Here is a 26,852-nt window from a genome sequence, read left to right as displayed (position 1 = left end):
TTCTCCTAGTGTTTAACAAACTCATTAACATCAACAAAGTGGCCTGCAATCGCTGCTGCCGCTGCCATTGCTGGACTCACCAAATGCGTACGACCACCAAAACCTTGACGACCTTCAAAGTTGCGGTTGGAAGTAGACGCACAATGTTCGCCAGCACCTAGCTTGTCAGCGTTCATTGCCAAACACATAGAACAACCTGGCTCACGCCATTCTAATCCAGCGGCTTCGAAAATCTCGTGCAAACCCTCTTTTTCAGCTTGCGCTTTTACCAAGCCAGAACCAGGAACGACGATCGCTTGCTTAAGAGTCGTTGCCACTTTACGGCCTTTAACTACTTGCGCTGCAATACGAAGATCTTCAATGCGTGAGTTTGTACAAGAACCAATGAAAACTCGATCTAGAACGATATCGGAAAGCATAGTTTTACCTTCAAGGCCCATGTATTTCCAAGCGCGTGCATAACCTTCTTTCTTCACTGGGTCTTTCTGATCTTCTGCACGAGGAATCGCCTCATCAATAGCAATAACCATTTCTGGCGACGTTCCCCAAGTCACTTGTGGCTTGATGTCTTCCGATTTGATTACAACCACTTCATCAAATTGCGCCTCTTTATCAGAAACAAGATCTTTCCATGCTTCTACCGCCATATCCCAATGGTCACCTTTTGGTGCATAAGGACGACCTTTAACGTATTCAATAGTGGTCTCGTCTACTGCAATCAAACCAACACGAGCGCCCGCTTCGATAGCCATATTACAGACAGTCATACGACCTTCCATAGACAAAGACTGAATACCTGTACCGCCAAACTCAATCGCATAACCTGTACCACCGGCGGTACCAATCGCACCGATAATCGCTAAGACAACGTCTTTAGCAGAGACCCATGGTGACAATTCACCATCAACACGAACCAACATGTTGCGGCTTTTCTTCTGCACCAAACACTGAGTAGCTAATACATGCTCAACTTCAGAGGTACCAATACCATGTGCCAAAGCACCAAAGGCACCATGAGTCGATGTGTGAGAATCACCACACACTACTGTCATACCTGGAAGCGTCGCACCCTGCTCTGGCCCAACAACGTGCACGATTCCTTGGCGAATATCTTTCATGTTGAATTCAGTGATACCGAATTCGTTACAGTTATCATCCAACGTGGTTACTTGGATTTTAGAAACTGGGTCTTCAATACCATCTACACCAGAAATACGTTCTTTCTTAGTCGTAGGAACATTATGGTCTGGCGTTGCTAAGCTTGAAGACACGCGCCAAGGCTTACGTCCTGCCAATCGAAGACCTTCAAAAGCCTGTGGTGAAGTCACTTCATGAAGTAGTTGTAAATCAATATAAATCAATGCACTACCGTCATCTCGTTGCTGAACAAGGTGGCTATCCCACAACTTGTCATAAAGGGTTTTCGCTGACATAAGTTCTCTCCTCAGAAATCTATTGCGCTATCCTAAAACTTTGGCTTAAATTACTCAAATTCATATTTTTCATGTTTTGGATAATTTTTTGGAATGATAGACATCGCAGAGCTACTAACCTTTATAAAAGTCGCTGAAACCAGCTCGTTTTCAGAAGCAGGTGATCAACTTTTTGTTACGCAACCCGCCATTAGCAAACGAGTAGCTTCGCTCGAAAACAGCCTTGGTGTAAAACTTTTTGATCGCATTGGACGACAAGTGCAATTAACCGAAGCAGGTATTCGCTTATTACCCAAAGCTCGAAAAATGGCAGAAGATCTGCAAGACATAAAACGCAGCATGACATTGCAAATGCAAGACGTAAGCGGTGAATTACGCCTATCCACCAGCCATCACGTTGGCTTACATCGCTTGCCTAAATCACTAAAACGATTTCAAGAAGATTTTCCCAGTGCGCACTTGGAAATTGAATTTGTTCAATCAGAGGAAGCCTATCAAGATGTTTTGAAAGGACGCGCTGAGTTAGGGGTTATTACCTTATCCAATAAAGAAAATCCGCTCATTGAGTCATTGCCTATTTGGTCAGACCCACTAGCATGCGTGGTCAGTAAAGATCACCCTCTCGCATTTTCTAAAAACCTGAGCTTAATTGAATTAGCGCAACATGCTTGTGTGTTGCCCAATAAAAACACCTTTACCAGACAAATAGCAGAGCAGGCATTTGGCAAGCAAGGCCTGAAGCCTCAAGTGAGAATGAATACAAATAACTTGGAAACACTAGCAATGCTAGTCAATATTGGTTGGGGATGGTCGTTACTCCCCTCAACACTCGTCGACGAAAAGTTAGCCGTATTGAACCTGCCGGATTTGAACGTAGAAAGAAAACTGGGGGTTATTCATCACAAACAAAGAACGCTTAGTCGTGCCGCCATCGCCTTTATCGAATTATTAAAAAGCGACGGCTCTTGTTTATAGCAAATAGATATCGGTAAACAGACTAACGACGCTGACTAAGCAAAAGAATGGCTAATGCCAGCGCACTCACGCCAGCTGCGAGGGTGAAAACCCATGCTCCGCCCAACCATTCCCATAAATAGCCCGTAATCACCATACCAAGTCCGCCACCTAAACCTATAGCAAATGCACTGTACATAGCCTGGCCTTGCCCGGCAAAGCGCTCAGGAAAAAGACGTCTTATTTGATCAATCGATACCATATGAAATAAAGCAAACGTAATACAATGCAACAGCTGAGTAATAATAAGCACCCAAGCAATAGAAGCAAACCACCCGACCAGAAGCCAACGAACAATTCCGCAAATAAAACAAAGCGTAATAATATGAACCACATCGAAGCGTTTAATCGTATTACCAAAAAATAAGAATAAAAAAATCTCAATCACCACACCCAATGCCATAAGCAAACCAATGGATTCACCGCTGTAGCCAAAGTTAGACAAATGCACAGCAAAAAACACATTAAATGGCGCATGCGACATAAATGCCAAAAAAGCTAAAACGAAAAACAGTATGGATTCAGGGCTTTTAACGAGTGACAAAAATGAAACACTTGCCTTTTGCTGGTTGACCTCATAGGCCTGCTCTTTAAGAAAAAAAGACGTCACGACAGCAAGTGCCATAAAAACACAAATAGTTGGAATAACAATTCCAACACCAAATTGTCCAATCAAAAAGCCGGCGCTTGTTACCGAAAATACATAGCCAATCGAGCCGCCTACTCTCAGTCGCGTATAAGGCACATCCAAGCGTCGAATACTTCTCACCGCCAGAGAATCAGTCATCGGGATAAGGGCTGAATAAAACAAGGCCATCGTACAGGTCAAAAGCCAAAATGTTTCGAATTGGTTACTCCAATTAAATGGAATAACCGCAATGAAGCAACCAAGAATTCCTACTTGAAGTATGCGTTTTGGCAGTCCAACTTTTGCTGTGAGCCACCCCCAAAAATGAGGCACCAAAATTCCAGATAATGTAAAAGTCGACATCAAACGGCCAATCTCGGAGGCAGTTAAACCAATCGATTTATAATACATCGAGATATAAGGCATCATGACGCCCACAACAGCACAGAAAAAAAAGTAAAAGAAGAACAAAGGCCAAGCCACAGGGCGAGCATTTTCAGAAAACATCATGTCTCCAAGGAAGAAAATAAGATTATTATCGTCTAAGACAATAAAAATTATGCATAAATAATAATGTTTGAGTATGCTGGAAATAATGAGAAAAAGCACCAAAGAAGACGCCACACATACCCTAAAGCTCTGATCTAATATCAGAACCGAGTATGACTAAGATCTAATAAACATTTTCCATCTAAAGCGAGAGAAATCATGACAGACAAACAAGAATGGTGGCGTGGAGCCGTAATTTACCAAGTTTATCCTCGCAGTTTTTTTGATTCAAATAACGATGGCATTGGCGATCTTCCCGGCGTTACCGCAAAAATGCATTATATCGCTTCTCTAGGTGTCGATGCCATTTGGTTATCACCATTTTTCACCTCACCTATGAAAGATTTTGGTTACGATGTTTCCGACTACTGCGGTGTCGATCCTATTTTTGGAACCCTGGACGATTTTGATGAACTGATTGCCTCAGCTCATCATCATGGTCTTAAAGTGATGATTGACCAAGTACTGAACCACAGCTCGGATCAACACCCTTGGTTTGTTGAATCGCGCAGTAGTCACGATAACGATAAAGCAGATTGGTATATTTGGGCTGACGCTAACCCTGATGGCACAGTCCCTAACAATTGGTTATCTGTCTTTGGTGGCCCTGCATGGCATTGGGACAGTCGTCGCAGACAATATTATCTACATAATTTCTTAGACAGTCAGCCAGACTTAAATTTCCACAATCCAGACGTTGTGGATGCTTTACTTGAAACCGTGGAATTCTGGTTAAAATGCGGTGTAGACGGTTTCCGTTTAGACACAGCGAATTATTATTACCATGATATAGAACTGAGAAATAACCCACCAAAAGACGAAGTCGTCGAAGGCAGTATTGGCGTAAGACTCGACAACCCATACGCTTATCAGCTACACCTATATGACAAATCCAGACCCGAAAACATTGCCTTTTTACAACGTCTACGCAGCTTATTAGACCAATACCCCAATACAACGACTGTGGGTGAAGTGGGATGTGATTTTGCGCTAGAAACCATGGCGGCGTACACCCAAGGTAAAGACAAGCTGCACATGTGCTATTCGTTCGATCTGTTAACGCATGATTCTTCTATGACTCACATTCGCAATACCATGGAAACGATAGAAGCAGGTTTAGGCGATGGATGGCCTTGCTGGTCAATTGGAAATCATGACGTAGAACGCGTAGTGACTCGCTGGGGTAAGAATCATGACCCAATCGCCAAAAGCAAAATTTATATGGCGATGCTTTTAACCTTACGCGGTAGTGTTTGTCTGTATCAAGGCGAAGAACTCGGCCTGCCGGAAGCTGAACTGACCTTTGAGCAACTGGTTGACCCATTCGGAATTAATTTCTGGCCAGAATTTAAAGGCAGAGATGGCTGCAGAACACCTATTCCATGGAAAAATGAAACGTTAGGAGGCTTTACTCAATCCGCAGAAGCTTGGTTACCTATTGCTGAATCCCAACGCCCAATGGCAGTGAGTGAGCAGGAAGGTAATCGCCACTCGGTGCTGCATGCCTATCGTGATTTTCTACATATTAGACGCAGCCACCCAGAACTGCGCCATGGCAATATCGAGTTTTTATATAACGATGAAACAACCCTAACCTTCATCCGTAGCTATGAAGGCAAACGCATTTATGTCGCTATTAATACCGCAAGCCAAGACATCATCCTGCCGGTCGAGCTTCATTTGTCGCCCCTTACGTTGCCAGAAGCCATACACAGCGGCTATGTAGATGGAAATACCATTGTCCTTGCTCCGTTTAGTATTTTATTGGCTTCTATTACCGACTAATATTTGTGCATAAAATAAAAGTCATAAAAAAAGTCCCGACCAACCATGTTGGAGCGGGACTTAAATTTAGAACAAGAAAGCACTAAGAGGATAGCTGCTCTTGACTTGGCCAAGCATTGATAATTGCTTTCACCAAGGTCGCTAACGGAATCGCAAAAAAGATTCCCCAGAACCCCCATATGCCGCCGAAAAATAACACCGCTACAATAATGGCCAAAGGATGCAGGTTCACCGCTTCTGAAAACAACAGAGGGACAAGCACATTGCCATCCAAAGCCTGTACGATTAAATAGGCAATGACCACATAGATAAACTCACTCTGAGTACCATATTGATAGAAGGCCACCAAGATAACAGGAATGGTCACGGCCGCTGCTCCTATATAAGGAATCAGTACAGATAATCCAACCAGCAATGCCAACAGTTCTGCGTACTTCAAACCAAACACTAAAAAGACAATGTAGGTCACTACGCCAACGACAAGCATCTCAATAAACTTACCACGAATATAATTCGCTATCTGATCATTCATTTCATGCGCGATATTACGCATCATTTTTCTTTCTTTTGGCAGCCATGATGTTAAATAGCTTAGTATTTTGCGCTGGTCTTTTAGTAAGAAGAAAATCACCAGAGGTACTAGAACCACATAAATGACAACCGAAAATAATGATGGAATACTTGCCAGTGAAAAGGACAGCAACCATTGCCCAAGGCTGGTTGACTCATTAGCCAGCGAGTTGGTTATTTCATCTATAGCTGCTTGGCTAACCAAGTCACTATGTCCTTGCGCAAAATGCAGCACCTCATCTCTAATAACGGTAAACATCCTCGGTGCATCTTGAACAAGTCGTACCGCTTGACGCCATACAATTGGCACCATAAAGCCGATAAAAACGCTGCATGCTGTTAAAAAGGTAAAAAATACAATAAAAACAGACGGAAGATGACCTAACCTAAGCCGTTGTAGCCTTTCAACCAACCCTTGCAATAAAAAGGCTAAAACAATAGCAATCAAGATAGGTGCTAAAATCCCTCCCCAAAATGCCAAAACACATAGGGTAGCAACCATTAGTAAAATAAAGACGACTACTTCTTCATTAGAAAAATACCGCTTAATCAGCGTATCAACAATTTTAAACATATTGAGTCCGTTTTAGCTTTTTTGAATCACAAAGGTGTACACATCATTGTCTTCTGATTTTGACAATAGAGAAAATCCAACTAACGCAACGTATTGAGGAATGTCTTTTAAAGAACCTGCATCACATGTTGTCACACACAAACGCTCCCCCACCGCCATCTGACTTAACGCCATTTTTGCCTTTAATAAAGGCATTGGGCAACGATCTTCTCTTGCATCCAAGATTGCGTCATACTGATTACCTAGATTAACCGCCATTTTATAACTTACCCAATAAATGCATTAGCCATATTATGAGACTATTTTTAAACGTTACAACAGGCTTAACCATCTTAGCCGTTGTTTTTACAAGCACTTTATCTACTATTAGCTCTGCAGGCATTCCTGATCTGGAGGCAAACAAAGACGAAAGAGCCTTATCGAACCCATCTTATATTTTAGGGCAACATTGGTTTAGAAAACTCAATGGCAGTCGAGCATTAATCGATTTCCCACCAGCCTACGATTACCTAAAAAATGCGTTATCTCAAATTCTTCCGCAAACTAACCTTTACAACACCACAGTCGAAATGACCTTGCTAAACAGCTCCAAAAGTAATGCCTTTGTCATTCCGGGCAATCATCTGTTCATTTATTCCGATATTATGGAGATGATTACCAGCGAAGACATGCTATTCGGCTTACTTGGGCACGAAATTGCCCATTTAGATCTTCGACACTATGAGCGGCAAACCAAACATTCTGGTGAAGAATTACAAAAAACAATGGTTATGCTGGGAGCAGGCATCGCTGCGGCTTTAGCCGGCGCAGGTTCGGATGCAACTACCGCACTCTGGTTAGGGGGGATAGCCAACCAAGCAGAGAACACTTTAACCTACAGCCGTAACCAAGAACAAGAAGCCGATCGTCGTGGTCGTGAATATCTAATCAATGCAGGGCTTGACCCAGAAGGCATGACTAAACTCTTTCAGGCTTTCTTTAAGCAAGCCTTGGGAAGACCAAAACTGGAATTTTTATCAAGTCACCCTTCACCAGACTCAAGAATGTCTGATTCTTTTAATGCAGAAACCAAAGGAACAATATTAAGCAATAGAAGAACAAGCAATTTTGAGTTCTTTAGAGCAAGCCTGTTAGCGTACAGAGCAGGCATTGAAGATAAACCTTATTCTTATTTAGATCAAAACATCCAAGATAATGATACTAAAATTTTCGCCAAAGGGCTATTTTCTTACCTTATTCAATCACCTATTCGAGCTTTAGATTATTTAACTAAACTAGAAAATCACAACCAATTTACCGATTACCTTCAAGCACTAAGCTATGCTGCATCCGGTCAAACCGAGGAAGGACTAAAAATAATCAACATGAGGTTGGATCTTGAGCCAAAAAATATTATGTTTTCAATGTTGTATTCACAGCTAACCCATTCAAAGCCTACTAACGTTCGGTCTGATTATTTGTATGAAAAACGTTTGATATGGCGGGCTAATATTCAATACTATCAATCCAGAAACAATATACCTATGGCTCTGAATTATCGGGCCCTATTAGACTTTAGCCAAGGTAAAGACAAAACAGCTCAATATCTTATTAAACGTGCAGAAAATGACGCGCATCACAATGATAAAAATCTCATCCAGAGCACAGAGAACTATTTTAAAAGAATAAACGAAGCAGAAAAACAGGAAGATTTAGAAGAGGAGAATTTTAGATTAAATAGATAATATTTAAACAGACATAAAAAAGCCAAACCTAATAGTTTGGCTTTTTTATTGACAACAAGTCAGCATCATTCTGCTGCTTGTGCATGTAGAGTATCAAACTCTGCCTGCAATTCAGCATGCTTAGCATTGTATAGCGATACTTTCTGATCAACAGTGTAAGCACCTTTTAAGTTAACAGACGCATCAACATCAGCACCCATGTTTTCAAGAGTTACAGCAAGTGCTTCTACACCACCTCTTGCACTTTGAATACGATCACTTGGGCTTTCATCTGAAGCTGCAAAAGCGCTAGTGGCCATAACAGATGCAGTTACTAAAGCGAGAACGGTTTTACTTAACGTTTTCATGGTAATATCCTTTTTCAATAATATAAAGTTACTTAAATAATATGGGGTTATTATTCAGCTGACTGAGCATGTAATGAATCAAATTGATCTTGTAATTCAGCATGTTTTGCATTGTAAACAGCCGCTTTTTGATCAAAAGTATAAGCACCATTCAAGTCAACGCTGGTATCAACATTGGCACCCATATTTTCAAGAGTTGTACCCAATGCTTCAACACTACCTTTTGCACTTTGCACTCGTTCTGTACCAGTTTCAGCAAAAGCAGCGGTTGTCATTACGGAAGCAGTTACTAGAGTAAGAATAGTTTTGTGTAGATTTTTCATAACATTCACCTTTTAAATTAAGTATTTTTAAACAAGAAGTTTCTTGTGTTTGATTACTCTGCTGTTTGGTTATGTAAGTCATCAAACTGACGTTGTAATTCTTCGTGTTTAGCATTATAAACAGCCGCTTTTTGGCTAAAAGTATATGCGCCACTCAAGTCAACACTAGTATCAACGTCAGCACCCATGTTTTCTAATGTGGTACCCAATGCTTCAACACTACCTTTTGCACTCTGTAAACGTTCTTCCACAGTGTCATTAGCAAATGCAGAAGTTGTCATTACAGCTGCAGTTAATAAAGCCAAAGTTGTTTTAGTAAAAGTTTTCATATTAATCTCCTTATGAGAGTAGAAGTTTGTATTTAAAATTTAATTCGTTTTGCGTTTCGATAAGTTCATAATAGTCCTTTACAAAAAATTAAAAAGCCCAAAACCCTACCTTCCACTGTTGTTTCAAATACGAATTAATAAACGTCAGATTGCATAAAAATCACACAAAATAGGCACGTATCAAAATAAATAAGGTCAAAGTGGTGTTAAATAAGGAATAAAAAGACAAGAATCGACGGCTGTGACAGGTTAAATAGGGATAAAGGGGCAAATCGATAGGGATAGATCGAAAATTTTGCTAAAATAGACCATCTGTTTGGATATATAAGACTATGACACCACTTGCCTTAATCGATAATTTAGAACATTTACCTAACCCTTTTACTCAATTTGATAGCATTGTTGATCATTTGAAAGGCTCTACACCTCACCTTAATGACCCTGAATACCGAAGAGACCTCCAACTCGCTCTATGCTTTATCTACAGTTACAACGGATCACAGGCTACTTTTAACTCGTATCGTCGAGAAGTTGAGCGACTACTGCTTTGGTCATGGCATATAGCCAACAGCCCTACCACTGAATTACGCCGTGATCAGATCGAAGAATTCATACATTTTTGTATTACCCCTCCAGAAAACTGGATCGGTATTAAAAACGTCGCTCGTTTTAAGCTCCACATGGGACAAAGAATCGCTAATAAAGATTGGCGACCATTTGTCGCCCATGTAAGTAAATTAGAGTTTAAAAATGGTGATGTACCAAAAACCAAACTGCATTCATTATCTCAAGCAGCCATAAGAGCAACGTTTTCAATATTGTCGTCTTACTATGGTTTCCTTATGCAAGAGGACGCAGCACAACAAAACCCAGTGGCATTGATTCGACAAAAAAGTAAATTTGTAAAAAAAGAAGTGACTCGCAAACAAGTAAGACGAATTTCAAATTTACAATGGGATTATGTAATCGAAACCGCTGAAATGTTGGCGGAAGAAGACCCAGCACATCACGAACGCACTCTATTTATCATGAACGCCCTACTCGGTATGTATTTACGAATTTCTGAACTTGTCGCTGATGAACGCTCTGCGCCAACAATGGGTGATTTTATAAAAGACGCCGATGGACATTGGTGGTTTAAAGTCCTTTCAAAGGGTAATAAAGAACGCCTTGTTGCTGTCTCTGATGATATGTTAAATGCGTTAAAACGCTATCGACAGTTCCGTGATCTACCATTACTTCCCACCATTGCAGAAAACACACCGCTCGTACCTAAAAATCGTGGCCAAGGTGCAATGACAAGCTCGAGACAAGTTCGTAACATCGTTCAATTCTGTTTTGATAGAGCATATGAGCGCATGTGTGAAGATGGCATGAAAGCCGATGCAGATGATCTACGCGTCGCAACGGTCCACTGGTTAAGACACACAGGCATATCAGAAGACGTGAAGACGAGACCAAAAGAGCACGTCAGAGAAGACGCTGGCCATGCGAGCATGGCAACAACCGATAAATACATTGATACAGAGTATCGAGAACGCCACGCCAGTGGCCGAAAAAAAACGCTACGCCCCCATTAATAGTTGAAGCTACCAAGCACATCGCTTTAATCTATTAGGATATAATTCCTAGTGCCTTATCGCGATGCGGTTCATTTAGCATTATGCTATTTAGACCAGCGCTCCAGACTTTCCTCGTCATTAGTATTGGCTTCAACCCAATGACTTTGTGAGCCCTGGGACTCTTTCTTCCAAAACGCCGCTCGGCTTTTTAGGTAGTCCATTATAAAATCACACGCTTGAAAAGCTTCAGCCCGATGAGAGGCGCTTACACCAACAAAAACAATCTGATCATCAACCGACAAACGACCCACACGGTGTACAACGCAAACGTCTAATAAAGGCCAACGAGAATTAGCTTCGTCCACAATAACTTGCAAGTTCCGCTCAGTCATTCCTGGATAATGCTCAAGTTCGAAACTACACGCTTCTTTAGGTAAATCAGAGAACTGCCGCACTAAACCAACGAACATAGCAACAGCACCGGTTTTATTGGCTGTCAATAAACTGTTATACAAAGCATCAACTTGAAAATCTTCTTCTTGTACAAGAATCATTTAGCCTCCGGTAACGGGTGGAAAAAACGCCACTTCATGGACAGATTCAGGGACAATATCAGCGTCTCTGGCAAATTCAAAATCAATTGAAGATTGAATGCCTTTTTCCAACAACGCCTGCCCTTTATCTAATTCATTCGCCAATTGCTGCTTTAATTCGCCTAGACTCAATGGTAGTGCTAACTCTGCTACGTATTCATTCTGGCCAATACTTTCTTTAAGCGACGCAAAAAAAACCACTTTCACTTTAGACATTTCCTTTGCTCCAATCACCGCTCTTACCACCTTTTTTTTCTAACAAAGACACATTCTGAATAATTATGCCTTTATCCACCGCTTTGCACATATCATAAAGCGTCAGTGCAGCGATACTCGCACCAGTGAGCGCCTCCATCTCAACACCTGTTTTACCAGATAGTGAGCAGGTACATAACACTTCCAGCTCACAATCACTGATGACATTAATATCAACCGTCACCTTGGTTAACATCAGAGGATGACACAGGGGTATCAAATCCGATGTTTTTTTTGCCGCTTGAATACCGGCAATACGAGCAGTAGCCAACACATCACCTTTTGGCAAACCACCTTCAATGATTTTTGTAAGTGTGGTTGGTTGCATTAAAAGTGTAGCTTGAGCAGTGGCCGTGCGCTTCGTCATGTCTTTGTCCGAGACATCAACCATATGTGCATGTCCCTGACTATCTAAATGGGTAAGTGTATCGCTCATAAAAATCCTAAACAGTGTACATAGATTAAAAATGTCGCCTATATTTTAAGAAAGCCAACAAAAATGCAAGCGAAGTCTTACTTGAGACGGCTACAATCACGATCTTACATGGATCAGCCTAATCATCGTATTTTAATTAGGAACAACAGAAATGGTATCCAGACTTATTCTCTTATGCATTCTTCTCGCACCACCTTTGTGGGCGCAAAATGTAGCATTTCCTTTGGAAAAAATGGAATCAAGAATAGATACCCCCATCCCTACATTCAAAGAAACACATACAATATCTGCTCAAGAGGCATTACTCACTAGCGAGTTCAAAGAAGCAACCTATAATGAATCACAAGGTTTTTCCAAACACGCTTACTGGCATAAATTAAGCTTCCCTAAAATAACACCGGGTACAAAAAAAACACTTTTTCTTGGCTTAAATTATTTCGTCATCGAGCATCTCGATTTTTATCTATTCCATGACGAGCAACTCCAATCCCAGTGGAAAAGAGGTGCGCTAGAAAATTGGCAAGGAGATACGCAGCACTACGAAGGTATTTGGATCCCTATTACTCTCTCAGACCTGCATGATACAACCCTGCTCATACGCAAGCAGGGCAATAGTCCACTTTTGACACCATTTATGCTATTTGACGAGAAAAGTGCAGAAACCAGAAAAGAACAAAAACTCATCTTCTGGACCTTTATCATCAGCAGCTTGGCAATATTACTCGCGCACAACGTATTTGTTTTTATTCTACTTAGACAACCTGGCTTCATTTACTATCTTGGTTTAAACATCATTATATTTATTGCCCTGTCGGTGATCACAGGCTTCAGCCGTTGGATTTTCTCAGAAGAAATTAACCAATGGATTCTTAAAAATCTGTTTGTCATTTTTGGAATCGGCGCTTGGATCCTATTTCGCTTCAGCCTGTACTTTTTAAAAGAAGTTCAAATACCTCCCCCTCAATCATTGATTAGAAAATATGGCGATAGTCTTTTCATTGCGTTCTTACTATTAACCCAACTACTACCAGTAAAAAGCGTGGCTTTTCTTTTTGGTGTAATAGAATTCTGTATGTTCCTAATGTGTACTTACTGGGGAGTCAAAGCCTATGCAAAGGGCTTTACAGCCGTTCGATTTTATTTGTTCTCCTGGTTCTTTTTAATCATTGGCAGCATATTAAACACCTTCATTTTTTGGAAAATACTGCCTATAAACCTGTTTACAGAGTCTATTCTGCCTGTCTGTAGCATACTGCAACTACTTGGTTTTGCTTTTGCTTTTGCTGATAAAGCGAAGCAGTTTGAGCGCAATAGAAAACTACAGGCACTTACCGATTTGCAAACTGGACTCCCTAATCGAAACTATTTTTTTAGCAAACTGCCCTCTCTGTTAAAAGAAATGACGAGGAAACCACCTCAATTCGCGCTTATCATGATAGAAATCAGTAACTATCAAACGCTTAGTCAAGCCTTCGGCCCGGCCAAGACTGACTCAGTGATATCAGACATTATTCAAAGCCTTCATCAACAAGCATTAGATATCAAAGACGTTTTACCATTCCCCTTATCCAATAAGAATAGCTATAAAGTCATTCGTATAACAGCCACCAACATTGTCTTAATCAGTACAAATCCTGAGATAATCCATCAACAAATACGACAAATTCAAAATGTTCTTGATGCGCCAACACAGGTAAATAAAATTCAGTTCAGACATCAATACAAAATTGGCAGCGCCCTTTCCTCTTCGCAAGAAACAGACTTAGACAAACTTTATCAAAACGCACTTATTGCTAATCGTTCGGTAAGCTATTCATCTGGAACCTGGGTTGCGTTTAATGAAAACCTTAAAAACAACCATGCACATCAGCTGAATTTAATCACGCAGCTAACAGACGACATTCAGTACGAGAAGCTGTATTTCCACATACAGCCACAAGTCAACTTAGTGGACAGAAGCATTATCGGTGGAGAAGTCCTCATTCGTTGGCATAACCAGCACTTAGGACAAGTATCACCCGCGGAGTTTATTCCACTTGCAGAGCAAACTGGCCTCATAAACAAACTCACTGACATGTTGCTAGAAAAAGTATTTTCTTGGGTTTCATTGCACCCTGAGCTACTGGCCAAACAACGCTTATCGGTCAATATTTCCGCATTGGATTTACTACAAGAAGACTTTGCTGAGGGAGTTATTAAACAGATCAAAACTCACCAATTATCAGCCAGCAAGTTCACTATAGAAATCACTGAAACCAGTATTTTTCAGAATAACGATATTGTACATAACAACGTAAAGCAGCTACATCAAGCAGGCTTTAAGCTTGCTATCGACGATTTTGGAGTTGGTTATAGTTCCATGCAAAACCTTGTCGCCCTAGAAACCGACGAGCTAAAAATTGATCAATTCTTTGTGATGAACTTACTAAACGACCCACAGAGTCATATTTTGTGTAAAAATATGATCGATCTATGCAAAGCACTTAATATCGTCAGTGTGGCAGAAGGCATTGAATCTGAAGACGTTTTGAAATTACTACTGGAATGGCAGTGCCAAGTAGGACAGGGCTATCATCTATACAGACCCATGTCACCAACCGATTATTTAATGCTCTTAGATTAAAACGTTCCACCTTTGTCAGAACTAACAAATCGTGCATAATGCATTAAGTATTAATTAATTGATCCCTACCATTCATAACGAAAAACGGTTAATAGCCAACACCTCATGAGCTTAATAGACGATTATCAACTGCTGGAGATTCCAACTACCGCCAGCGAGCAGGAAGCAAAAACCGCGTTTAGACGTTTGGCAAGGCGCTATCATCCTGACAAAAACCCTGACAAGGATACAACTGAGCTTTTTCAGCGCCTCCAAGCCGCTTACGAAAACGTCACCAGCGCTATTCGTCAAGGCGCACAAGTTAATGATTGGAAACCGTTTACTTTCACCAAAGAAAACACTCAAAGCTCCGACGCGAAAAACCGTTATACGAATTTTTCAACCGCCACAGACAAGGAGCAAGAAGCCTTTGTAAAAGAGCGACAGCGCGCCTACGAAGAAATGAAACGCAACAATGCGCATCACGAAAAGACCCGCAATGACGCCATCAAAGCCGCCCGAAATACCCTAAATGAAAAACGCGTTAAAGCCCTTTACGAAGAAGCCTTCAAAGCATCCAAAAACTTCACTTCACAAGGCTACAACTACACAGACAAGCCAAATAACGAAAAACCAGACATCCCGCCTTATCAGTCCTTTGTTGATGATGAGGAAGAGTTCACACACACAACACAGTCATTCTATAGTGAACCAGTTAGCCAGCCGATTAAATTAGACGCCGCAAAAGCCGCCTTTCGCGCTGCAACTTATATTGCTTGTTTTGCAGCGGGTATTTACAGCACGCTGTATTGGCAATCGTCAAAGCAAGAGGCCGTCTCCGAGCAAAAAGCTACCACCTACATTAGTGGCTTATACCCACAATTTCGTGTTGGCATAGGTTACACTTTATTGGACACCGTATTGTATGCAGAACCGGATGCATCCAGCGCCATCCTGCAAACCATTCCTACTCAATCAGACCTGCAAAGCATTAAATCACAGGGGAATTGGCTAACCGTACGATACAACGGAATGAATGGATGGGTGCAAGCAAAAAATATCGGTTTCGGTAGTGTTCAGCACGCTCTTCAAACTGGTTGCTTTGGTCAGCCTGGCACAGCACCTGAACATGGCGAGTTAATAGGAAAAGCTGACGGCAATAGTCGCTTACGTATTCTCAATCAATTACCCGAGCACAGCATGCTCACCTTCCAGTCTTATGATGGGCAAGCGCCCTTTTCTATCTATTTGTATGGAAAACAAGCTTATGCAGCCAATTACATTCCAAGAGGCAACTACCGATTGGTGTTAGAGACAGGTTCCCTGTATCATCATGCCTGTAACCAATTCCTCTTTAACGACACAACCAAAGTCATCTTAGACAATGTCGATTTTGCCAGCACCGAGCAATCACTCACGCTGAAGCCATAATCACCCTAACTGACAAATAACCCTGAGTACTTCACGACCCATGCTAAGTAACATCCGAATCGTACTGATCAACACATTTCATCCTGGCAACGTCGGTGCTATTGCCCGCGCTATGAAGAACATGGGATTAACCAACCTTTATTTGGTTGACCCAAATGACTACCCATCAGAAGAAGCCACCAGCCGCGCTGCTGGTGCAGTTGATCTACTTGAAAACGCTACCATCGTTTCCACATTGGAAGAAGCCATCGCTGATTGCAGCCTTGTCATTGGTACAAGTGCCCGTCATCGTACATTTCAACTGCCGATTATGAATGCCCGAGAATGCGCAGAAAGCGTCATTCCAGAAGCGGTTGACCATAATGTTGCTATTGTTTTTGGTCGTGAGACAACAGGCTTATTAAACGATGAAATTGCGCAATGCCATCGCCAAGTTTATATTGATGCCAACGACGAATACCCAGTGTTAAATATTTCACAAGCCGTGCAAATCGTCGCTTACGAAATCTGGATGGCAAACCAGAATAAAGAAAACTACAAAAAAGAAACGCCAGAATACCCACATAAAAAAGACATGGACCTTTTCTATGAGCATTTAGAAGAGACGCTTTATGGTATCAACTTCATCATCCGCAGCCATCCTGGAAAGGTGCTAGACAAATTACATCGTTTCTTTAATCGCTCTCGTCCTGAGAAACAAGAATTAGGGATTTTACGCGGTGTATTAGCGGCAGTTCAACGTGAAGCTGGATTAACAGAAGCGAACAATCACCCAGAGAAAAAAGCCAAAGACGCATTAAAAGAAACCGCTAAAAAAGATTAAACTATATTTTATTATTGGCGAATACCTGAAACAAAAATGCAGCCAACTGGCTGCATTTTTATGTCTTTTACAAAAGCTTTAGAAATATTATTTCTCAGCGCGCCCTGCAAATTTACGCTCTTCTACGTTGACCTTGATGCGGTCACCTGTAGAAATATGCTCTGGCACTTGAATCACAGCGCCAGTCGACAACTTCGCGGGTTTGTTACGAGAGGTAGCTGAAGCGCCTTTAATAGAAGGATCGGTTTCTATGACTTCTAACTCAACGTTCGTAGGCAACTCGATAATAACAGGCACGTCATTAACCAAAACAACTTGAATACCAACGGTCTCTTCGTTTACAAAAAGAATTTCTTCTTCAATCGCACTCTTATTCAAGTTATAAGGCGTGTAGTCTTCATTGTCCATGAACACATACTCATCACCATCGGAATAAGAAAACATCGCTTGACGACGAACAAGATCGGCAAGATCTATCATATCGGAATCTTTGAACGTCTCATCTAATTTACGGCCCGTCACCACGTCGTACATACGCATACGATAAAGACTACCGCCAGCACGACCTTGTGGCACAGAACGCTCAATGTCTTTGACTATGTACGTTTTATTGTCATAGCTGATAGCAATATTCTTTTTAATTTCACTTGCCTTAGGCATTTTTCTTCGTCCTAAAATTACGTTTTATAAAAATAAATATGGATATAAATTCATTGCAATTTTGAAAGCCAGATCCTAATCCAGTTTGCTTAATTTCGCTAGATAGCAAATCAAGATTTACTCTACGAATAACGTAAAATAACGACAAATAGAAGATTTAATAGCTTAAAATCAATATTGATTGTATTTCTTCGCACTGCCCTTCACTTTTTCGGCTGGATAACGCTCGGTATTTTTCGCAATTTTGTCTTTTGCTGCTGTAAACAAATCGACGTTTAGTTTATCCGCTAGGCGAACCGTAAAAAGCAACACATCCGCTAGCTCATCTTTCACCGCCGAGATTTGCCCATCATCCAATTCATATGATGCCTCTTCCGTTAACCAGCGAAAGCAATCCAATAATTCAGCCGTCTCACCCGCCAAGGCCATCGACAAGTTTTTAGGCGAATGGAATTGCTCCCATTCTCTGTCTTGTGCGAATTGGCGCATGGCGAGTTTTAGTTGCTCTAACGAGTCGTTATTTAGAGCAGACATAAATCAATCATTTGCCTTCATATGAGCACTCATTATCACTTGATGAATTGGATACAAGACATCGGCACCAAGAATCTTAGCTCGCTCCGGAGACCAACCAACCACATCATCTGGCAAGTTATTATTGTCTTTAAATGGCATTTCCAGGGTAAAAGACAAACAATTATAGGTTTCCCCTACCCATTTGGTTGCTACAGTTAAATTCGCTTCACCAAATTGATCAGGCGTATAACCGATCTCCGTCTGAAAATCTGGACTCACCGCGGTAAAGACATCTTTAAATAAAGTCTCCATTGATTCCATGCGCGCATCAAATGACGGTACACCTTGGCAACCATCAACAAAATTCACTGGCAATGCTTCATCACCGTGTATGTCCAAAAACAAATCCACACCGGTCTCAGCCATTTTCTTTTGCACGGCTAATACTTCTGGACTGAATTCTGCTGTTGGATTCTTCCACTCACGATTCAAATTCACGCCTTTGGAATTGACTCGTAGATTTCCGTGCACAGCGCCGTCTGGGTTCATGTTTGGCACCACATAAAATCGACATTGCTTTAACAGCGAACGCGCGATGGGGTGCGATTCATCAAACAAGCGCTCAAGCAAGCCTTCAATAAACCATTCCGCCATGGTCTCACCTGGATGCTGACGAGCAATAATCCAAATATTTTTCGCCAACCCTTGGGTTTTGCTAATTTCTAACAAAGTAATATCACGGCCTTCTGCCGTTTCGCCCAAATGATCGGTAATACAATCCTCGTTACTTGCGGCCCAAGCAATCATGTCCAGATGACGCTCGTAGCTGTAAGGCGCAAAATACGCGTAATACACACTGTCTTGTTCTGGCTGATGCGTAATTACCAATTTGCCGTCTACATATTCCGTTGGGACACGGAACCAATACTCGCGATCGTAAGAAGCTACCGCTTGGTAATCGACCCAGCCATCTGGGTAAGCAGCGTCGCTGGCGTTCTCAAAATGGATAACACATTGCTCGCCCATACCGCCTTGTAAACGAAAATAAAACCACTGCAAAAATTTAGAGTTTGTATCATTAGGGATCTTTACTCTAATATTGTCCGGCTCCGAAGCATTAATAACGGAGATGTTACCGCCATCAAACGCACTACTGATCTTGATTCGGCTGGTCATTTATTCTTCCTTAACAATCAAACATTGGTTCTAAATTATGGCAAGTTTACCTATATTCATGACGGCTGTCGCCAACTCTTCCGACGAGCCCGCTTTTCCATTACTTTTCACTTGGTCTACTCATGAAGCGCAAGTAAAAGAAGTACTGGTGATCCCCGACGACGAATGGTTAGAAAACCATCGCATCGAGCCTAACGCACTCGACCTTGATGAACAACAACTCTACGAATTTGGTTTTGAAGCCAGCGACATTCTAGCGGAATGGATCAATGAATTTGACACAGACGTCATTTACGCCCTTGAGCCAGAACCACTCAACCTGCTGGTTGAAGCAATTTACGACATAAAAGGCTTAGAGCCTAGCTTTGAAGTTCAAAGCATTCACTCTTGGTTCCAAGAACGCGACGTGGACCTAAACGACGCCGTCGCAGAGCAAGGCCAAACCACACCTTTGCACCTACTACCACCCGATGAGCTAGTCATTCAGCTGCTTCAAATAGCCGTAGAACATGGCCTGATCGACCCAAATGATATTCCAGCCGTTGATGACTAATCACACCACTGAATAATGATTATTGCTCAGAACAACTGGCTATATTAAAACCACTTATTTAGAGTCTAAGATATTCTTAGTCACTCTAGATAGGTGCTCAAAATGAAAGACCTTCTCCCCGATCTGTGCGACCTGTACTCTGAACAACTACAAATAGCAGAACCTATTTTCACCTCTTACGGAAAGCGCACGTGTTTTTATGGCGAAGTGGTTACTGTATCCTGCTTTGAAGACAACAGCCGAGTTCGAGAACTAGTCGCTCAAAATGGTAAAGGGAAAATCATGGTGATTGACGGCGGAGGCAGCAAACGACGCGCCTTACTTGGGGATATGTTGGCGGAAAAAGCCGTCAACAATGGCTGGGAAGGTTTTGTAATAAATGGCGCGATTCGTGACATAGCCGCTCAATCACAACTAAGCATCGGCATTCATGCTTTATGCGCGCACCCAATGCCGACAGAAAAACGTGGTCTAGGAGACCTAGGGAAAACGCTTCGTTTTGCGGGCATAACAATCGCCCCAGGAGATTATATTTATTGTGACTTAAATGGAATTGCCGTATCTAAACAGCCATTAGCCCTTCCGTAGAAGGGCTAATTTTATAGAGACTTACAACGCAGCTAAGGTATGAGTGAACAAACTGCGAATACCATTGACCAACATTTGTACAGACATCATTAACAGCAACATGCCCATCAAACGCTCTAACGCAGCCAACCCTTTCTCTCTCAATATTCTGTTCAACAAAGGCGCCATCGCTAAAATAATCACGGAAATTGCCCAGGCCGCGCCAACAGAAATCAGCAAGTCTTGTTGATCATTCGGATAACTCTTCACCATCACCAATAATGTCGCCAAAGTTGAAGGTCCAGCCAACATCGGAATAGAAATAGGTACGATGAAAGGTTCCATTACCGGTCCAGCGTCTTTCGAATAAGGCGAAGGAAAAATCATCTTCAATGCAATAACGAACAACACAACTCCGCCGGCAATGGAAATAGATTCCGTTTCCAAATGCAGCAGGGCCAAAAACTCCGCCCCAAAAAACAAGAAGCACACCAAAATAATCAAACCAATCAAACCATCGCGCAACACGATTTGATATTGACGCTTCTGCGGTACGCCTTTCATCACAGACAACAAAATAGGAATGTTGCCGAACGGATCGATAACAAACAAAAACAACAAGGTGGCAGATAAAATAGAAAACTCAGTGCTCATCAGATCAGATTCTCGAATTAATATGACGGAATTTTAGGGTGCGTAGTTTAGCCTATAACCCAAGATGACGATAGTTGAGGTTATCACTCTCCAGACACTAAGCACTGCCGCTCCATGACATAATTAATCAACTTTTCCCCTCGAATCGTAACAATCTGTTCATTTACAGCCGAAAAAGCATAGCGCTCAAAGAAAGGTTTAGCGGTGACACTCACATAAGAGTAAAGGCGAGCAACACCTCGCTCATCTGCTAAGCGTAAAATATGATTCATTAATGCTCTTCCAATACCTTGCCCTTGATATTCATGATGACAAAAGAAATGATCAATCAAACCGTCAGGCTGCAAATCACAATAACCCACAATCACATCATCCACTTCAGCAACAAATGGCTGAAGATCACTCATCTTGTTTTGCCAAACTCTCATATCAAAAGATTCCGGCGCCCAAGCTTTAACCTGAGCAAGAGAATAATCACGAGCATTCACGATTCGAACCGTATTGAAAAACACCTGCCAAAGAGCAGCGGAGTCGCCCTCTTTATATTGTCTTATCTTAATCAAAATTTTTCTGCCTTTCTTCCCGCATTCTCAATCATCTATCGAAAACACAAGCTGTTCATACCTTTGCTTTTAGCTATACATCGTCAGCTCATGTTTTCGCCATATTCTTTAAGCGAGATTCAGTTACTTCACTCTTATAACGGGCCATATTGAATAACGAAACAGATAACGAAACAGAGCCACAATCACTCACGACAAGCCTTCAAAACCATACGATTGCTTTGTCATAGTGTAAATTAGAAATCATACCTGCGTTGCTATATGTAATTTGGTTACTTGAATAATCAATGTAGTCACCTTGAGCACATGCATTAAAAAATATTTCTGAATGAGAACAGAATATAGCGAAAGATTCTACTTTATATGAATTAGGGCTTTTGTAACTTTATAAAATAGATATCCATGGATTCTCATCGCAAAAATCCATCAGAAAAATTATTATTGCACGCGAAATCATTCACTCAAGCCACATCAGAAAAATCACTTCAAAACTTGCGTCATGTGAAAGGAAATTTAATGAAAAACCCCTTCGAAAATATATCTATTGGACTCAAACTTGTTTGGGGCTTTGGCCTAGTTCTGTTATTAACACTCATCGTTGCAATTGCAGGCTTCGTTGGTGTAGATACACTGCTAGAAAGAGCTCATAAGGTTCAATTATCCAACCAGCTTAATAGCATCGTTCTAGATCTTAGAGAGCAACGAAAATTATACCTCGATAAAGGTAGTAAAGATGCTTACCAAGATGTGGTTAATCTTGAGTCAACACTCTCGAAACAGTTTCAAGATTCTTTTAACCTTTATACTGGTGAGGGAAGTTTAGCCCTTGTCAAACAGGCTTCTAGTGCCTTAGATCAATATACACTCACATTTGAAGAGGTTCACACATTTCGCCAAGACTGGGGCAACACGGGTAAAACAGCTGCTGGTATTCGCAATGAAATTAAGAGCCAAGCCGACCAGCTCATAGATAGCCTCAGCAATTCCAGCGATACCAATGCAGTGACAACCACCTTACGTATGTCGAATGAACTCGCTGATACTATGCTAATCATTACAACAAGTGTCGGCCAAGGAAAACCTATTCCACAAGATATAATAAATGTTCGTATCCCAAAAATTGCATCCGAAATGGAGAAACTGCAACTCACAGGGCAGTCACAAGCTATTCAGCAGAAAATCAATGAGCTGTTTAAAACCTACCAAGGATTACTCGCTCTAAACCCTCCTCTGACGCTGAAATTGGATAACGGAACTCAAAAACTTGCAGAATTGGCAACAACTATTACCGATAAGCTTGAAGATTTAGAAGCGCTGCAACAAGTCAAAAGTGCTGAAGATGGCGCTCAAGTTCGCACATTGCTTATATCGATCACAATCGCCGCTATCTTCATGGGATTATTCTTCGCGTGGTTTATCCGCCGCATGATAGTCACACCAATGAATGACGTTACTTTGGCGTTAGAGTCCATTTCTGCCGGCGACTTGACTCAAAGTTACTCCACTGAACGTCGCGATGAACTTGGTAAACTCTACAACGACATCGGCAAGATGAGCCTGACGTTAAACAAATTGATCTCGGAAGTTGTTAGCGGTGTACTTAACCTAAGCTCTACCAGTGAACAATTGGAAACCATCACTAAAAACAGCCAAAGCAGAATGCAGTCTCAACGAGACGAAACAGATCAAGTCGCCACCGCAATAAATGAAATGTCTGCAACAGTTGCCGAAGTAGCACGCAATGCTGAAACAGCAGCCTCAGCTACAACAAAAACTGACACTATCGTCAACCAAGGCAGTGCCATGGTTAATGATACAGCGACTCAAATAAGCAACTTAGCAACTGAACTTAACAATACCAGCCAAACAATGGAGACACTAAAAGAACGCTCTGACAATGTTGGAAACGTACTAGAAGTGATCAAAGCTGTTGCCGAACAAACCAACCTATTGGCATTGAATGCCGCCATTGAAGCAGCCAGAGCTGGTGAAGCGGGTCGCGGGTTTGCCGTAGTGGCCGACGAAGTGCGTGGTCTAGCAAGCCGAACGCAAGACTCAGCCAAAGAAATTGAAGACTTAATCCACCAATTACAAAGCGGTGCACAAGAGTCCTTAGAGAAAATTCAAACAAGCCGCGACCTATCTATTAATAACGCCGAACAAGCCAAAAGCGTTGTGACTCTGTTTGATAATATCAGCCAAGAAATGGGGCATGTGCAAGATATGACTCAACAAATTGCAACTGCAGCAGAACAACAGTCACACGTTTCTGAAGAAATAAGCAGCAGCGTTGAAAATGTACGTCAATTAGCTGACAAAACTACTGAAGGTGCTACGGAATCTGCTATGGCCGTCAGTAACTTGAAGGCGCTTAGTCTAGAGCTGAAAGCCCTAACAGAACGCTTTAAAATCAAACACTAGAATTTAACTTCCAAAAGCCCCTTTACTATTAGGGGCTTTTTATGGCTTTTAAAACAGCCATAATATAGTAAAGACAATTTTTTAATCGATAGCTTTGATCTGACAAACCACTTCGCCACCTTCAAACACGCACAATTCGCCCTCTTCCATTTGTTGCCATGTTTCATCATGTGTTAATGGTTGCGTGGCGATCATGGTGACGACGTCTTTGTCCGTGGTGACTTCTTTAAAGTCTATAATCACATCTTCGTCCGACAAGGTGGCTTTTTTAAAGGGTGCTCGACGGGTGATCCAATGCAGCTTGGTGGTACAAAAACAATATAAGCGCACGCCATCCGAGAGCATCATGTTAAACACGCCCATGGCTTTCAGCTGCAAAGCCAATTCTGAAAGCACTGCCGACACGTCATTTAAATCGGGCTCTTGGTCGCCAAAACGGGCCTGTAGCTGTTCAAAGATCCAGCAAAAGGCTCGCTCTGAGTCCGTACTGCCTAATGGGTGATAATGCTCTATTGGCAACGAGCCTGACGACTCTAATTGACCATTATGAGCGTAAGTCCAAGTTTTGCCCCACAGCATACGATTGAAGGGATGGGTGTTTAATAGGCTCACTGCACCCACGTTCGCTTGACGAATGTGACTGATGACAATATCGCATTTTAACGAACTGTTACTGATGACTTCCGCCATGTCTGAATCGGCACTTGGCCTTGGATCATGAATAGCCCAAACATAGCCATCACGATACATAGCCATTCCCCAGCCATCTTTATGGGGACCCGTTCGCCCACCGCGAGCACGTAGGCCCGAAAAACTAAAACATATATCCGTTGGCACATTCGCACTCATGCCTAATAACTCACACATCGTCTAGTTCTTCTCTCTTAATCGAATTGTTTTTCTTTATCCGACGATACATAAATATACCGCCTGCGATCACGACAATGCCGCCAATGTTTAGAGCGCCATACAAAAGCCATTCTGTTTTGGACAGGCTATTCGCCTCATCCATCACCTTCTCAGTCGTCGATTCTTCTGCTGACATACTCGTTTCTTCAGGCGAAGCATCCGACCTTTCTTCAGCATCGCTCACCACTGAAATAGAAGGCGAAACCGACATTGGCGTCACACCTTTGTTGGAGGCTGCAGCAGAAATAATAGCAGCCCCTAAAGGAGCAATTTCACCTAGCCCAACCGATGGCTCGTCATTACCCTGTCGATTAAAATGCCAAACTGGTGTCCAATATTCAAAACGTAATCCGGTTTGGGTAAAACCAATTAACTGAGCACGAACTTTTACGTTATCATTTGCAGATACTGGAATGATTATTTCCCAATAGCCTTGACCAATAAGCGGCATTTCCTCAACTTCTGTGGTGCCGTTGTTATAGGTGAATTCAAGTTTCACATTAGAACGCTGCATATTCAGTTTTAAATTCACCGGTTTGGCAGAAAAAGACACCAAGTTACCGCTCGGATTACTCCCCTCGAAACTGATCGCAGGACTCACAGTGAAAAATTGGCTCAGCTGACGAGAGAAGGTTTTCCCATCGACCAGGCTCACTAATTCATAATTCCCCGGCTCTGTAATACCTTCCAGACGTTGCTTAAATTGCCCGTTCGTCTTGTCCATTGTATGAGAAAATACGGTTTCTTTTTGCTCGCCACTTAAACGTACTAATGTTTGTTTAACGGTCAGCAGGTTCAATATCTTGTCGTCTTTTATAACCTTGTCTTTCTGAAATAAAGCGACAGTGGAATAAATCGGCTCATTCTGAAATATGACTGGCGCGATCGGCGTTGCCTGGCCACTTAAATCGGTAATAACTCTGACACTACTCCGCTCTAGATCGACATTATTAACTTGCCACTCACCCGAAGCAGGAGCACGAACCGTAATGAGGGTGTAATGATTTGATGTAGACACAGAAACGTTTTGATCACTCACCAAAGACAAAAGAGTCCCATCCGGTTTCACAATATGAGGCTGTATACCATTTTCATGAAACACCACTAATGTCAGTTCTTTAATTGCGTCGTCCACAGTAAAACGATTGCCATCGAATGGTAATTCGTCAGAAGGCGAAGCTTGAGTAAAAATGCGGTCGAAGGTGTCTAATAAATCTTCAGGTATGGCGACTTCAGTGTGCGTCGCATTGGTTCGCAGAGAAAGCGATTCGAGCAAAGCTTTATCAGTGTAGCCCGTCATAGAAATAGTATGAAGATGAATACCGCGCTCTTCTAGTTTGTCAGTCAGCTCATTAAGGATACGATCACGCGATGCCTTATTTACTGCATCGTCCAGGCTGATATCCACCATACCATCGGTCACTAAAATCCAATGACGATTAAAACCGGGTTTTAGGTCGCCCGAATCAGGTGTTTCTAACAGCAACTTAACAATGGCTTCTAGATCGGTTTTGACGTCTTGCGTTACATAGCTGTCAACATAGCTCGCCAGTTTGGCTTTATTGGCTTTGTTCACAACGGCTTCTGGTAAAAGGACACGGGGCTCTTCACCAAACAACCAAATTCCCAGAGTGGCTTTTTCTTCTGGAGCAAGATTTGAAATAAGACGTAATGCCTCAGAAGTGAGCTTATCAGGATCACTGATCAACATACTACCAGAGGCATCAACAATAACACGGAATTGAGTATCCGCTTGGCTAGATGGCATCCAAAAGGATAAAACAGCCACTAACAACACAGTATTTATTTTCAACCACTTCACGTTTGCGAACTCCTTGAACTACTTTACTTGCTG

General features: G+C 41.9%; 27 protein-coding genes. 10 read left to right on the top strand and 17 right to left on the bottom strand.

Annotation, left to right across the window (positions count from 1 at the left end; all coding sequences use genetic code 11):
- Positions 1 to 5 precede the first annotated feature (5 nt).
- Complete coding sequence (gene leuC / locus KDW99_RS09490) at positions 6 to 1,433, bottom strand: 3-isopropylmalate dehydratase large subunit (protein ID WP_255829060.1); 1,428 nt, start codon at positions 1,431 to 1,433, stop codon at positions 6 to 8.
- Positions 1,434 to 1,526: 93 nt separating this feature from the next.
- Between leuC and KDW99_RS09485 the strand changes: the two genes are divergently transcribed.
- Positions 1,527 to 2,408, top strand: coding sequence for a LysR family transcriptional regulator (locus tag KDW99_RS09485; protein ID WP_255829059.1), 882 nt, complete (start codon positions 1,527 to 1,529; stop codon positions 2,406 to 2,408).
- 22 nt (positions 2,409 to 2,430) lie between these two features.
- Here the strand turns inward: KDW99_RS09485 and KDW99_RS09480 are convergent, their stop codons facing one another.
- On the bottom strand, positions 2,431 to 3,582 hold the full coding sequence (locus KDW99_RS09480) for an MFS transporter (protein WP_255829058.1): 1,152 nt from the start codon (positions 3,580 to 3,582) through the stop codon (positions 2,431 to 2,433).
- 201 nt (positions 3,583 to 3,783) lie between these two features.
- Here KDW99_RS09480 and KDW99_RS09475 point away from each other — a divergent pair, with 201 nt between their 5' ends.
- The gene (locus KDW99_RS09475) at positions 3,784 to 5,409 is read left to right on the top strand and encodes an alpha-glucosidase (protein ID WP_255829057.1); all 1,626 of its coding nucleotides are present in this window, start codon (positions 3,784 to 3,786) and stop codon (positions 5,407 to 5,409) included.
- Positions 5,410 to 5,491: 82 nt separating this feature from the next.
- Here the strand turns inward: KDW99_RS09475 and KDW99_RS09470 are convergent, their stop codons facing one another.
- Together KDW99_RS09470 and KDW99_RS09465 are read right to left on the bottom strand one after the other, a co-directional pair.
- Positions 5,492 to 6,553: an AI-2E family transporter gene (locus tag KDW99_RS09470; protein WP_255829056.1), complete on the bottom strand. Its 1,062-nt coding sequence runs from the start codon at positions 6,551 to 6,553 to the stop codon at positions 5,492 to 5,494.
- Between the two features lie 12 nt (positions 6,554 to 6,565).
- Positions 6,566 to 6,811 carry a sulfurtransferase TusA family protein gene (locus tag KDW99_RS09465; RefSeq protein WP_255829055.1) on the bottom strand — a complete coding sequence of 82 codons (246 nt, stop codon included), beginning with the start codon at positions 6,809 to 6,811 and terminating at the stop codon, positions 6,566 to 6,568.
- 35 nt (positions 6,812 to 6,846) lie between these two features.
- On the opposite strand from KDW99_RS09465, the gene KDW99_RS09460 reads away from it, so the two are divergent.
- Positions 6,847 to 8,277 (top strand): M48 family metallopeptidase, encoded by a 1,431-nt coding sequence (locus tag KDW99_RS09460; protein ID WP_255829054.1) that lies wholly within the window; start codon positions 6,847 to 6,849, stop codon positions 8,275 to 8,277.
- Between the two features lie 65 nt (positions 8,278 to 8,342).
- Here KDW99_RS09460 and KDW99_RS09455 read toward each other — a convergent pair whose 3' ends face one another.
- The 3 genes from KDW99_RS09455 to KDW99_RS09445 are packed head-to-tail and all read right to left on the bottom strand — an operon-like array spanning position 8,343 to position 9,276.
- Entirely contained in the window at positions 8,343 to 8,624 is a 282-nt protein-coding gene (locus KDW99_RS09455; RefSeq protein WP_255829053.1) for a hypothetical protein, read from the bottom strand.
- 50 nt (positions 8,625 to 8,674) lie between these two features.
- Entirely contained in the window at positions 8,675 to 8,947 is a 273-nt protein-coding gene (locus KDW99_RS09450) for a hypothetical protein (protein ID WP_255829052.1), read from the bottom strand.
- A gap of 53 nt (positions 8,948 to 9,000) precedes the next feature.
- Positions 9,001 to 9,276, bottom strand: coding sequence for a hypothetical protein (locus KDW99_RS09445; RefSeq protein WP_255829051.1), 276 nt, complete (start codon positions 9,274 to 9,276; stop codon positions 9,001 to 9,003).
- A 332-nt stretch (positions 9,277 to 9,608) separates the two neighbouring features.
- On the opposite strand from KDW99_RS09445, the gene KDW99_RS09440 reads away from it, so the two are divergent.
- Positions 9,609 to 10,856, top strand: a complete 1,248-nt coding sequence (locus KDW99_RS09440) for a tyrosine-type recombinase/integrase (protein ID WP_255829050.1) — start codon at positions 9,609 to 9,611, stop codon at positions 10,854 to 10,856.
- An 86-nt stretch (positions 10,857 to 10,942) separates the two neighbouring features.
- On the opposite strand, the gene KDW99_RS09435 is transcribed toward KDW99_RS09440, so the two are convergent.
- Genes KDW99_RS09435 through moaC form a run of 3 tightly spaced genes read right to left on the bottom strand, consistent with a single transcriptional unit; the run spans position 10,943 to position 12,122 of the window.
- The gene (locus tag KDW99_RS09435; RefSeq protein ID WP_255829049.1) at positions 10,943 to 11,392 is read right to left on the bottom strand and encodes a molybdenum cofactor biosynthesis protein MoaE; all 450 of its coding nucleotides are present in this window, start codon (positions 11,390 to 11,392) and stop codon (positions 10,943 to 10,945) included.
- Positions 11,393 to 11,647 carry a MoaD/ThiS family protein gene (locus tag KDW99_RS09430; RefSeq protein WP_255829048.1) on the bottom strand — a complete coding sequence of 85 codons (255 nt, stop codon included), beginning with the start codon at positions 11,645 to 11,647 and terminating at the stop codon, positions 11,393 to 11,395. It lies immediately after the preceding gene.
- Positions 11,640 to 12,122 carry a cyclic pyranopterin monophosphate synthase MoaC gene (gene moaC / locus KDW99_RS09425; RefSeq protein ID WP_255829047.1) on the bottom strand — a complete coding sequence of 161 codons (483 nt, stop codon included), beginning with the start codon at positions 12,120 to 12,122 and terminating at the stop codon, positions 11,640 to 11,642. Before moaC ends, KDW99_RS09430 begins: the two co-directional genes overlap by 8 nt.
- Positions 12,123 to 12,273: 151 nt before the next feature.
- On the opposite strand from moaC, the gene KDW99_RS09420 reads away from it, so the two are divergent.
- The 3 genes from KDW99_RS09420 to trmJ all read left to right on the top strand — a co-directional run bounded on the left by KDW99_RS09420 (position 12,274) and on the right by trmJ (position 16,978).
- Entirely contained in the window at positions 12,274 to 14,745 is a 2,472-nt protein-coding gene (locus KDW99_RS09420) for an EAL domain-containing protein (protein WP_255829046.1), read from the top strand.
- A gap of 105 nt (positions 14,746 to 14,850) precedes the next feature.
- The gene (locus KDW99_RS09415) at positions 14,851 to 16,155 is read left to right on the top strand and encodes a DnaJ domain-containing protein (RefSeq protein WP_255829045.1); all 1,305 of its coding nucleotides are present in this window, start codon (positions 14,851 to 14,853) and stop codon (positions 16,153 to 16,155) included.
- 40 nt (positions 16,156 to 16,195) lie between these two features.
- Positions 16,196 to 16,978 carry a tRNA (cytosine(32)/uridine(32)-2'-O)-methyltransferase TrmJ gene (gene trmJ, locus KDW99_RS09410; RefSeq protein ID WP_255829044.1) on the top strand — a complete coding sequence of 261 codons (783 nt, stop codon included), beginning with the start codon at positions 16,196 to 16,198 and terminating at the stop codon, positions 16,976 to 16,978.
- An 87-nt stretch (positions 16,979 to 17,065) separates the two neighbouring features.
- Here the strand turns inward: trmJ and efpL are convergent, their stop codons facing one another.
- The 3 genes from efpL to KDW99_RS09395 all read right to left on the bottom strand — a co-directional run bounded on the left by efpL (position 17,066) and on the right by KDW99_RS09395 (position 19,330).
- Entirely contained in the window at positions 17,066 to 17,638 is a 573-nt protein-coding gene (gene efpL / locus KDW99_RS09405; protein WP_255829043.1) for an elongation factor P-like protein EfpL, read from the bottom strand.
- 171 nt (positions 17,639 to 17,809) lie between these two features.
- Complete coding sequence (locus KDW99_RS09400) at positions 17,810 to 18,172, bottom strand: nucleotide pyrophosphohydrolase (protein ID WP_255829042.1); 363 nt, start codon at positions 18,170 to 18,172, stop codon at positions 17,810 to 17,812.
- 3 nt (positions 18,173 to 18,175) lie between these two features.
- Entirely contained in the window at positions 18,176 to 19,330 is a 1,155-nt protein-coding gene (locus tag KDW99_RS09395; protein ID WP_255829041.1) for a M14 family metallopeptidase, read from the bottom strand.
- A 37-nt stretch (positions 19,331 to 19,367) separates the two neighbouring features.
- Here KDW99_RS09395 and KDW99_RS09390 point away from each other — a divergent pair, with 37 nt between their 5' ends.
- A complete protein-coding gene (locus tag KDW99_RS09390) occupies positions 19,368 to 19,883 on the top strand; it encodes a hypothetical protein (RefSeq protein WP_255829040.1) in 516 nt (171 codons plus the stop codon).
- A 102-nt stretch (positions 19,884 to 19,985) separates the two neighbouring features.
- The gene (locus KDW99_RS09385) at positions 19,986 to 20,471 is read left to right on the top strand and encodes a putative 4-hydroxy-4-methyl-2-oxoglutarate aldolase (protein WP_255829039.1); all 486 of its coding nucleotides are present in this window, start codon (positions 19,986 to 19,988) and stop codon (positions 20,469 to 20,471) included.
- A 21-nt stretch (positions 20,472 to 20,492) separates the two neighbouring features.
- Here the strand turns inward: KDW99_RS09385 and KDW99_RS09380 are convergent, their stop codons facing one another.
- Both KDW99_RS09380 and KDW99_RS09375 read right to left on the bottom strand, forming a co-directional pair.
- Positions 20,493 to 21,104, bottom strand: coding sequence for a MarC family protein (locus KDW99_RS09380; protein WP_255829038.1), 612 nt, complete (start codon positions 21,102 to 21,104; stop codon positions 20,493 to 20,495).
- A gap of 83 nt (positions 21,105 to 21,187) precedes the next feature.
- Positions 21,188 to 21,667 (bottom strand): GNAT family N-acetyltransferase, encoded by a 480-nt coding sequence (locus tag KDW99_RS09375; protein ID WP_255829037.1) that lies wholly within the window; start codon positions 21,665 to 21,667, stop codon positions 21,188 to 21,190.
- A gap of 516 nt (positions 21,668 to 22,183) precedes the next feature.
- On the opposite strand from KDW99_RS09375, the gene KDW99_RS09370 reads away from it, so the two are divergent.
- On the top strand, positions 22,184 to 24,088 hold the full coding sequence (locus tag KDW99_RS09370; protein WP_255829036.1) for a methyl-accepting chemotaxis protein: 1,905 nt from the start codon (positions 22,184 to 22,186) through the stop codon (positions 24,086 to 24,088).
- 81 nt (positions 24,089 to 24,169) lie between these two features.
- Here the strand turns inward: KDW99_RS09370 and KDW99_RS09365 are convergent, their stop codons facing one another.
- A complete protein-coding gene (locus KDW99_RS09365) occupies positions 24,170 to 24,955 on the bottom strand; it encodes a class II glutamine amidotransferase (protein WP_255829035.1) in 786 nt (261 codons plus the stop codon).
- Complete coding sequence (locus KDW99_RS09360; RefSeq protein WP_255829034.1) at positions 24,948 to 26,819, bottom strand: VWA domain-containing protein; 1,872 nt, start codon at positions 26,817 to 26,819, stop codon at positions 24,948 to 24,950. Before KDW99_RS09360 ends, KDW99_RS09365 begins: the two co-directional genes overlap by 8 nt.
- Positions 26,820 to 26,852 lie beyond the last annotated feature (33 nt).

It is taken from the genome of Marinomonas rhizomae (assembly GCF_024397855.1).
GTDB classification, from domain to species: Bacteria; Pseudomonadota; Gammaproteobacteria; order Pseudomonadales; family Marinomonadaceae; genus Marinomonas; species Marinomonas rhizomae_A.
Note: the sequence above shows the minus strand (reverse complement) of the source record. Positions and strands in the feature narration are given on the sequence as shown.

Excerpts from the sequence above, each read along its gene's own strand:
- KDW99_RS09485 (WP_255829059.1), top strand. The coding sequence starts at position 1,527 with ATGATAGACATCGCAGAGCTACTAACCTTTATAAAAGTCGCTGAAACC.
- leuC (WP_255829060.1), bottom strand. The coding sequence starts at position 1,433 with ATGTCAGCGAAAACCCTTTATGACAAGTTGTGGGATAGCCACCTTGTT.
- KDW99_RS09450 (WP_255829052.1), bottom strand. The coding sequence starts at position 8,947 with ATGAAAAATCTACACAAAACTATTCTTACTCTAGTAACTGCTTCCGTA.
- KDW99_RS09365 (WP_255829035.1), bottom strand. The coding sequence starts at position 24,955 with ATGTGTGAGTTATTAGGCATGAGTGCGAATGTGCCAACGGATATATGT.
- KDW99_RS09415 (WP_255829045.1), top strand. The coding sequence starts at position 14,851 with ATGAGCTTAATAGACGATTATCAACTGCTGGAGATTCCAACTACCGCC.
- KDW99_RS09385 (WP_255829039.1), top strand. The coding sequence starts at position 19,986 with ATGAAAGACCTTCTCCCCGATCTGTGCGACCTGTACTCTGAACAACTA.
- KDW99_RS09435 (WP_255829049.1), bottom strand. The coding sequence starts at position 11,392 with ATGATTCTTGTACAAGAAGAAGATTTTCAAGTTGATGCTTTGTATAAC.
- efpL (WP_255829043.1), bottom strand. The coding sequence starts at position 17,638 with ATGCCTAAGGCAAGTGAAATTAAAAAGAATATTGCTATCAGCTATGAC.
- trmJ (WP_255829044.1), top strand. The coding sequence starts at position 16,196 with ATGCTAAGTAACATCCGAATCGTACTGATCAACACATTTCATCCTGGC.
- KDW99_RS09480 (WP_255829058.1), bottom strand. The coding sequence starts at position 3,582 with ATGTTTTCTGAAAATGCTCGCCCTGTGGCTTGGCCTTTGTTCTTCTTT.
- KDW99_RS09475 (WP_255829057.1), top strand. The coding sequence starts at position 3,784 with ATGACAGACAAACAAGAATGGTGGCGTGGAGCCGTAATTTACCAAGTT.
- KDW99_RS09420 (WP_255829046.1), top strand. The coding sequence starts at position 12,274 with ATGGTATCCAGACTTATTCTCTTATGCATTCTTCTCGCACCACCTTTG.
- KDW99_RS09445 (WP_255829051.1), bottom strand. The coding sequence starts at position 9,276 with ATGAAAACTTTTACTAAAACAACTTTGGCTTTATTAACTGCAGCTGTA.
- KDW99_RS09470 (WP_255829056.1), bottom strand. The coding sequence starts at position 6,553 with ATGTTTAAAATTGTTGATACGCTGATTAAGCGGTATTTTTCTAATGAA.
- KDW99_RS09465 (WP_255829055.1), bottom strand. The coding sequence starts at position 6,811 with ATGGCGGTTAATCTAGGTAATCAGTATGACGCAATCTTGGATGCAAGA.
- KDW99_RS09395 (WP_255829041.1), bottom strand. The coding sequence starts at position 19,330 with ATGACCAGCCGAATCAAGATCAGTAGTGCGTTTGATGGCGGTAACATC.
- KDW99_RS09455 (WP_255829053.1), bottom strand. The coding sequence starts at position 8,624 with ATGAAAACGTTAAGTAAAACCGTTCTCGCTTTAGTAACTGCATCTGTT.
- KDW99_RS09430 (WP_255829048.1), bottom strand. The coding sequence starts at position 11,647 with ATGTCTAAAGTGAAAGTGGTTTTTTTTGCGTCGCTTAAAGAAAGTATT.
- KDW99_RS09370 (WP_255829036.1), top strand. The coding sequence starts at position 22,184 with ATGAAAAACCCCTTCGAAAATATATCTATTGGACTCAAACTTGTTTGG.
- KDW99_RS09390 (WP_255829040.1), top strand. The coding sequence starts at position 19,368 with ATGGCAAGTTTACCTATATTCATGACGGCTGTCGCCAACTCTTCCGAC.
- KDW99_RS09460 (WP_255829054.1), top strand. The coding sequence starts at position 6,847 with ATGAGACTATTTTTAAACGTTACAACAGGCTTAACCATCTTAGCCGTT.
- KDW99_RS09380 (WP_255829038.1), bottom strand. The coding sequence starts at position 21,104 with ATGAGCACTGAGTTTTCTATTTTATCTGCCACCTTGTTGTTTTTGTTT.
- KDW99_RS09440 (WP_255829050.1), top strand. The coding sequence starts at position 9,609 with ATGACACCACTTGCCTTAATCGATAATTTAGAACATTTACCTAACCCT.
- moaC (WP_255829047.1), bottom strand. The coding sequence starts at position 12,122 with ATGAGCGATACACTTACCCATTTAGATAGTCAGGGACATGCACATATG.
- KDW99_RS09400 (WP_255829042.1), bottom strand. The coding sequence starts at position 18,172 with ATGTCTGCTCTAAATAACGACTCGTTAGAGCAACTAAAACTCGCCATG.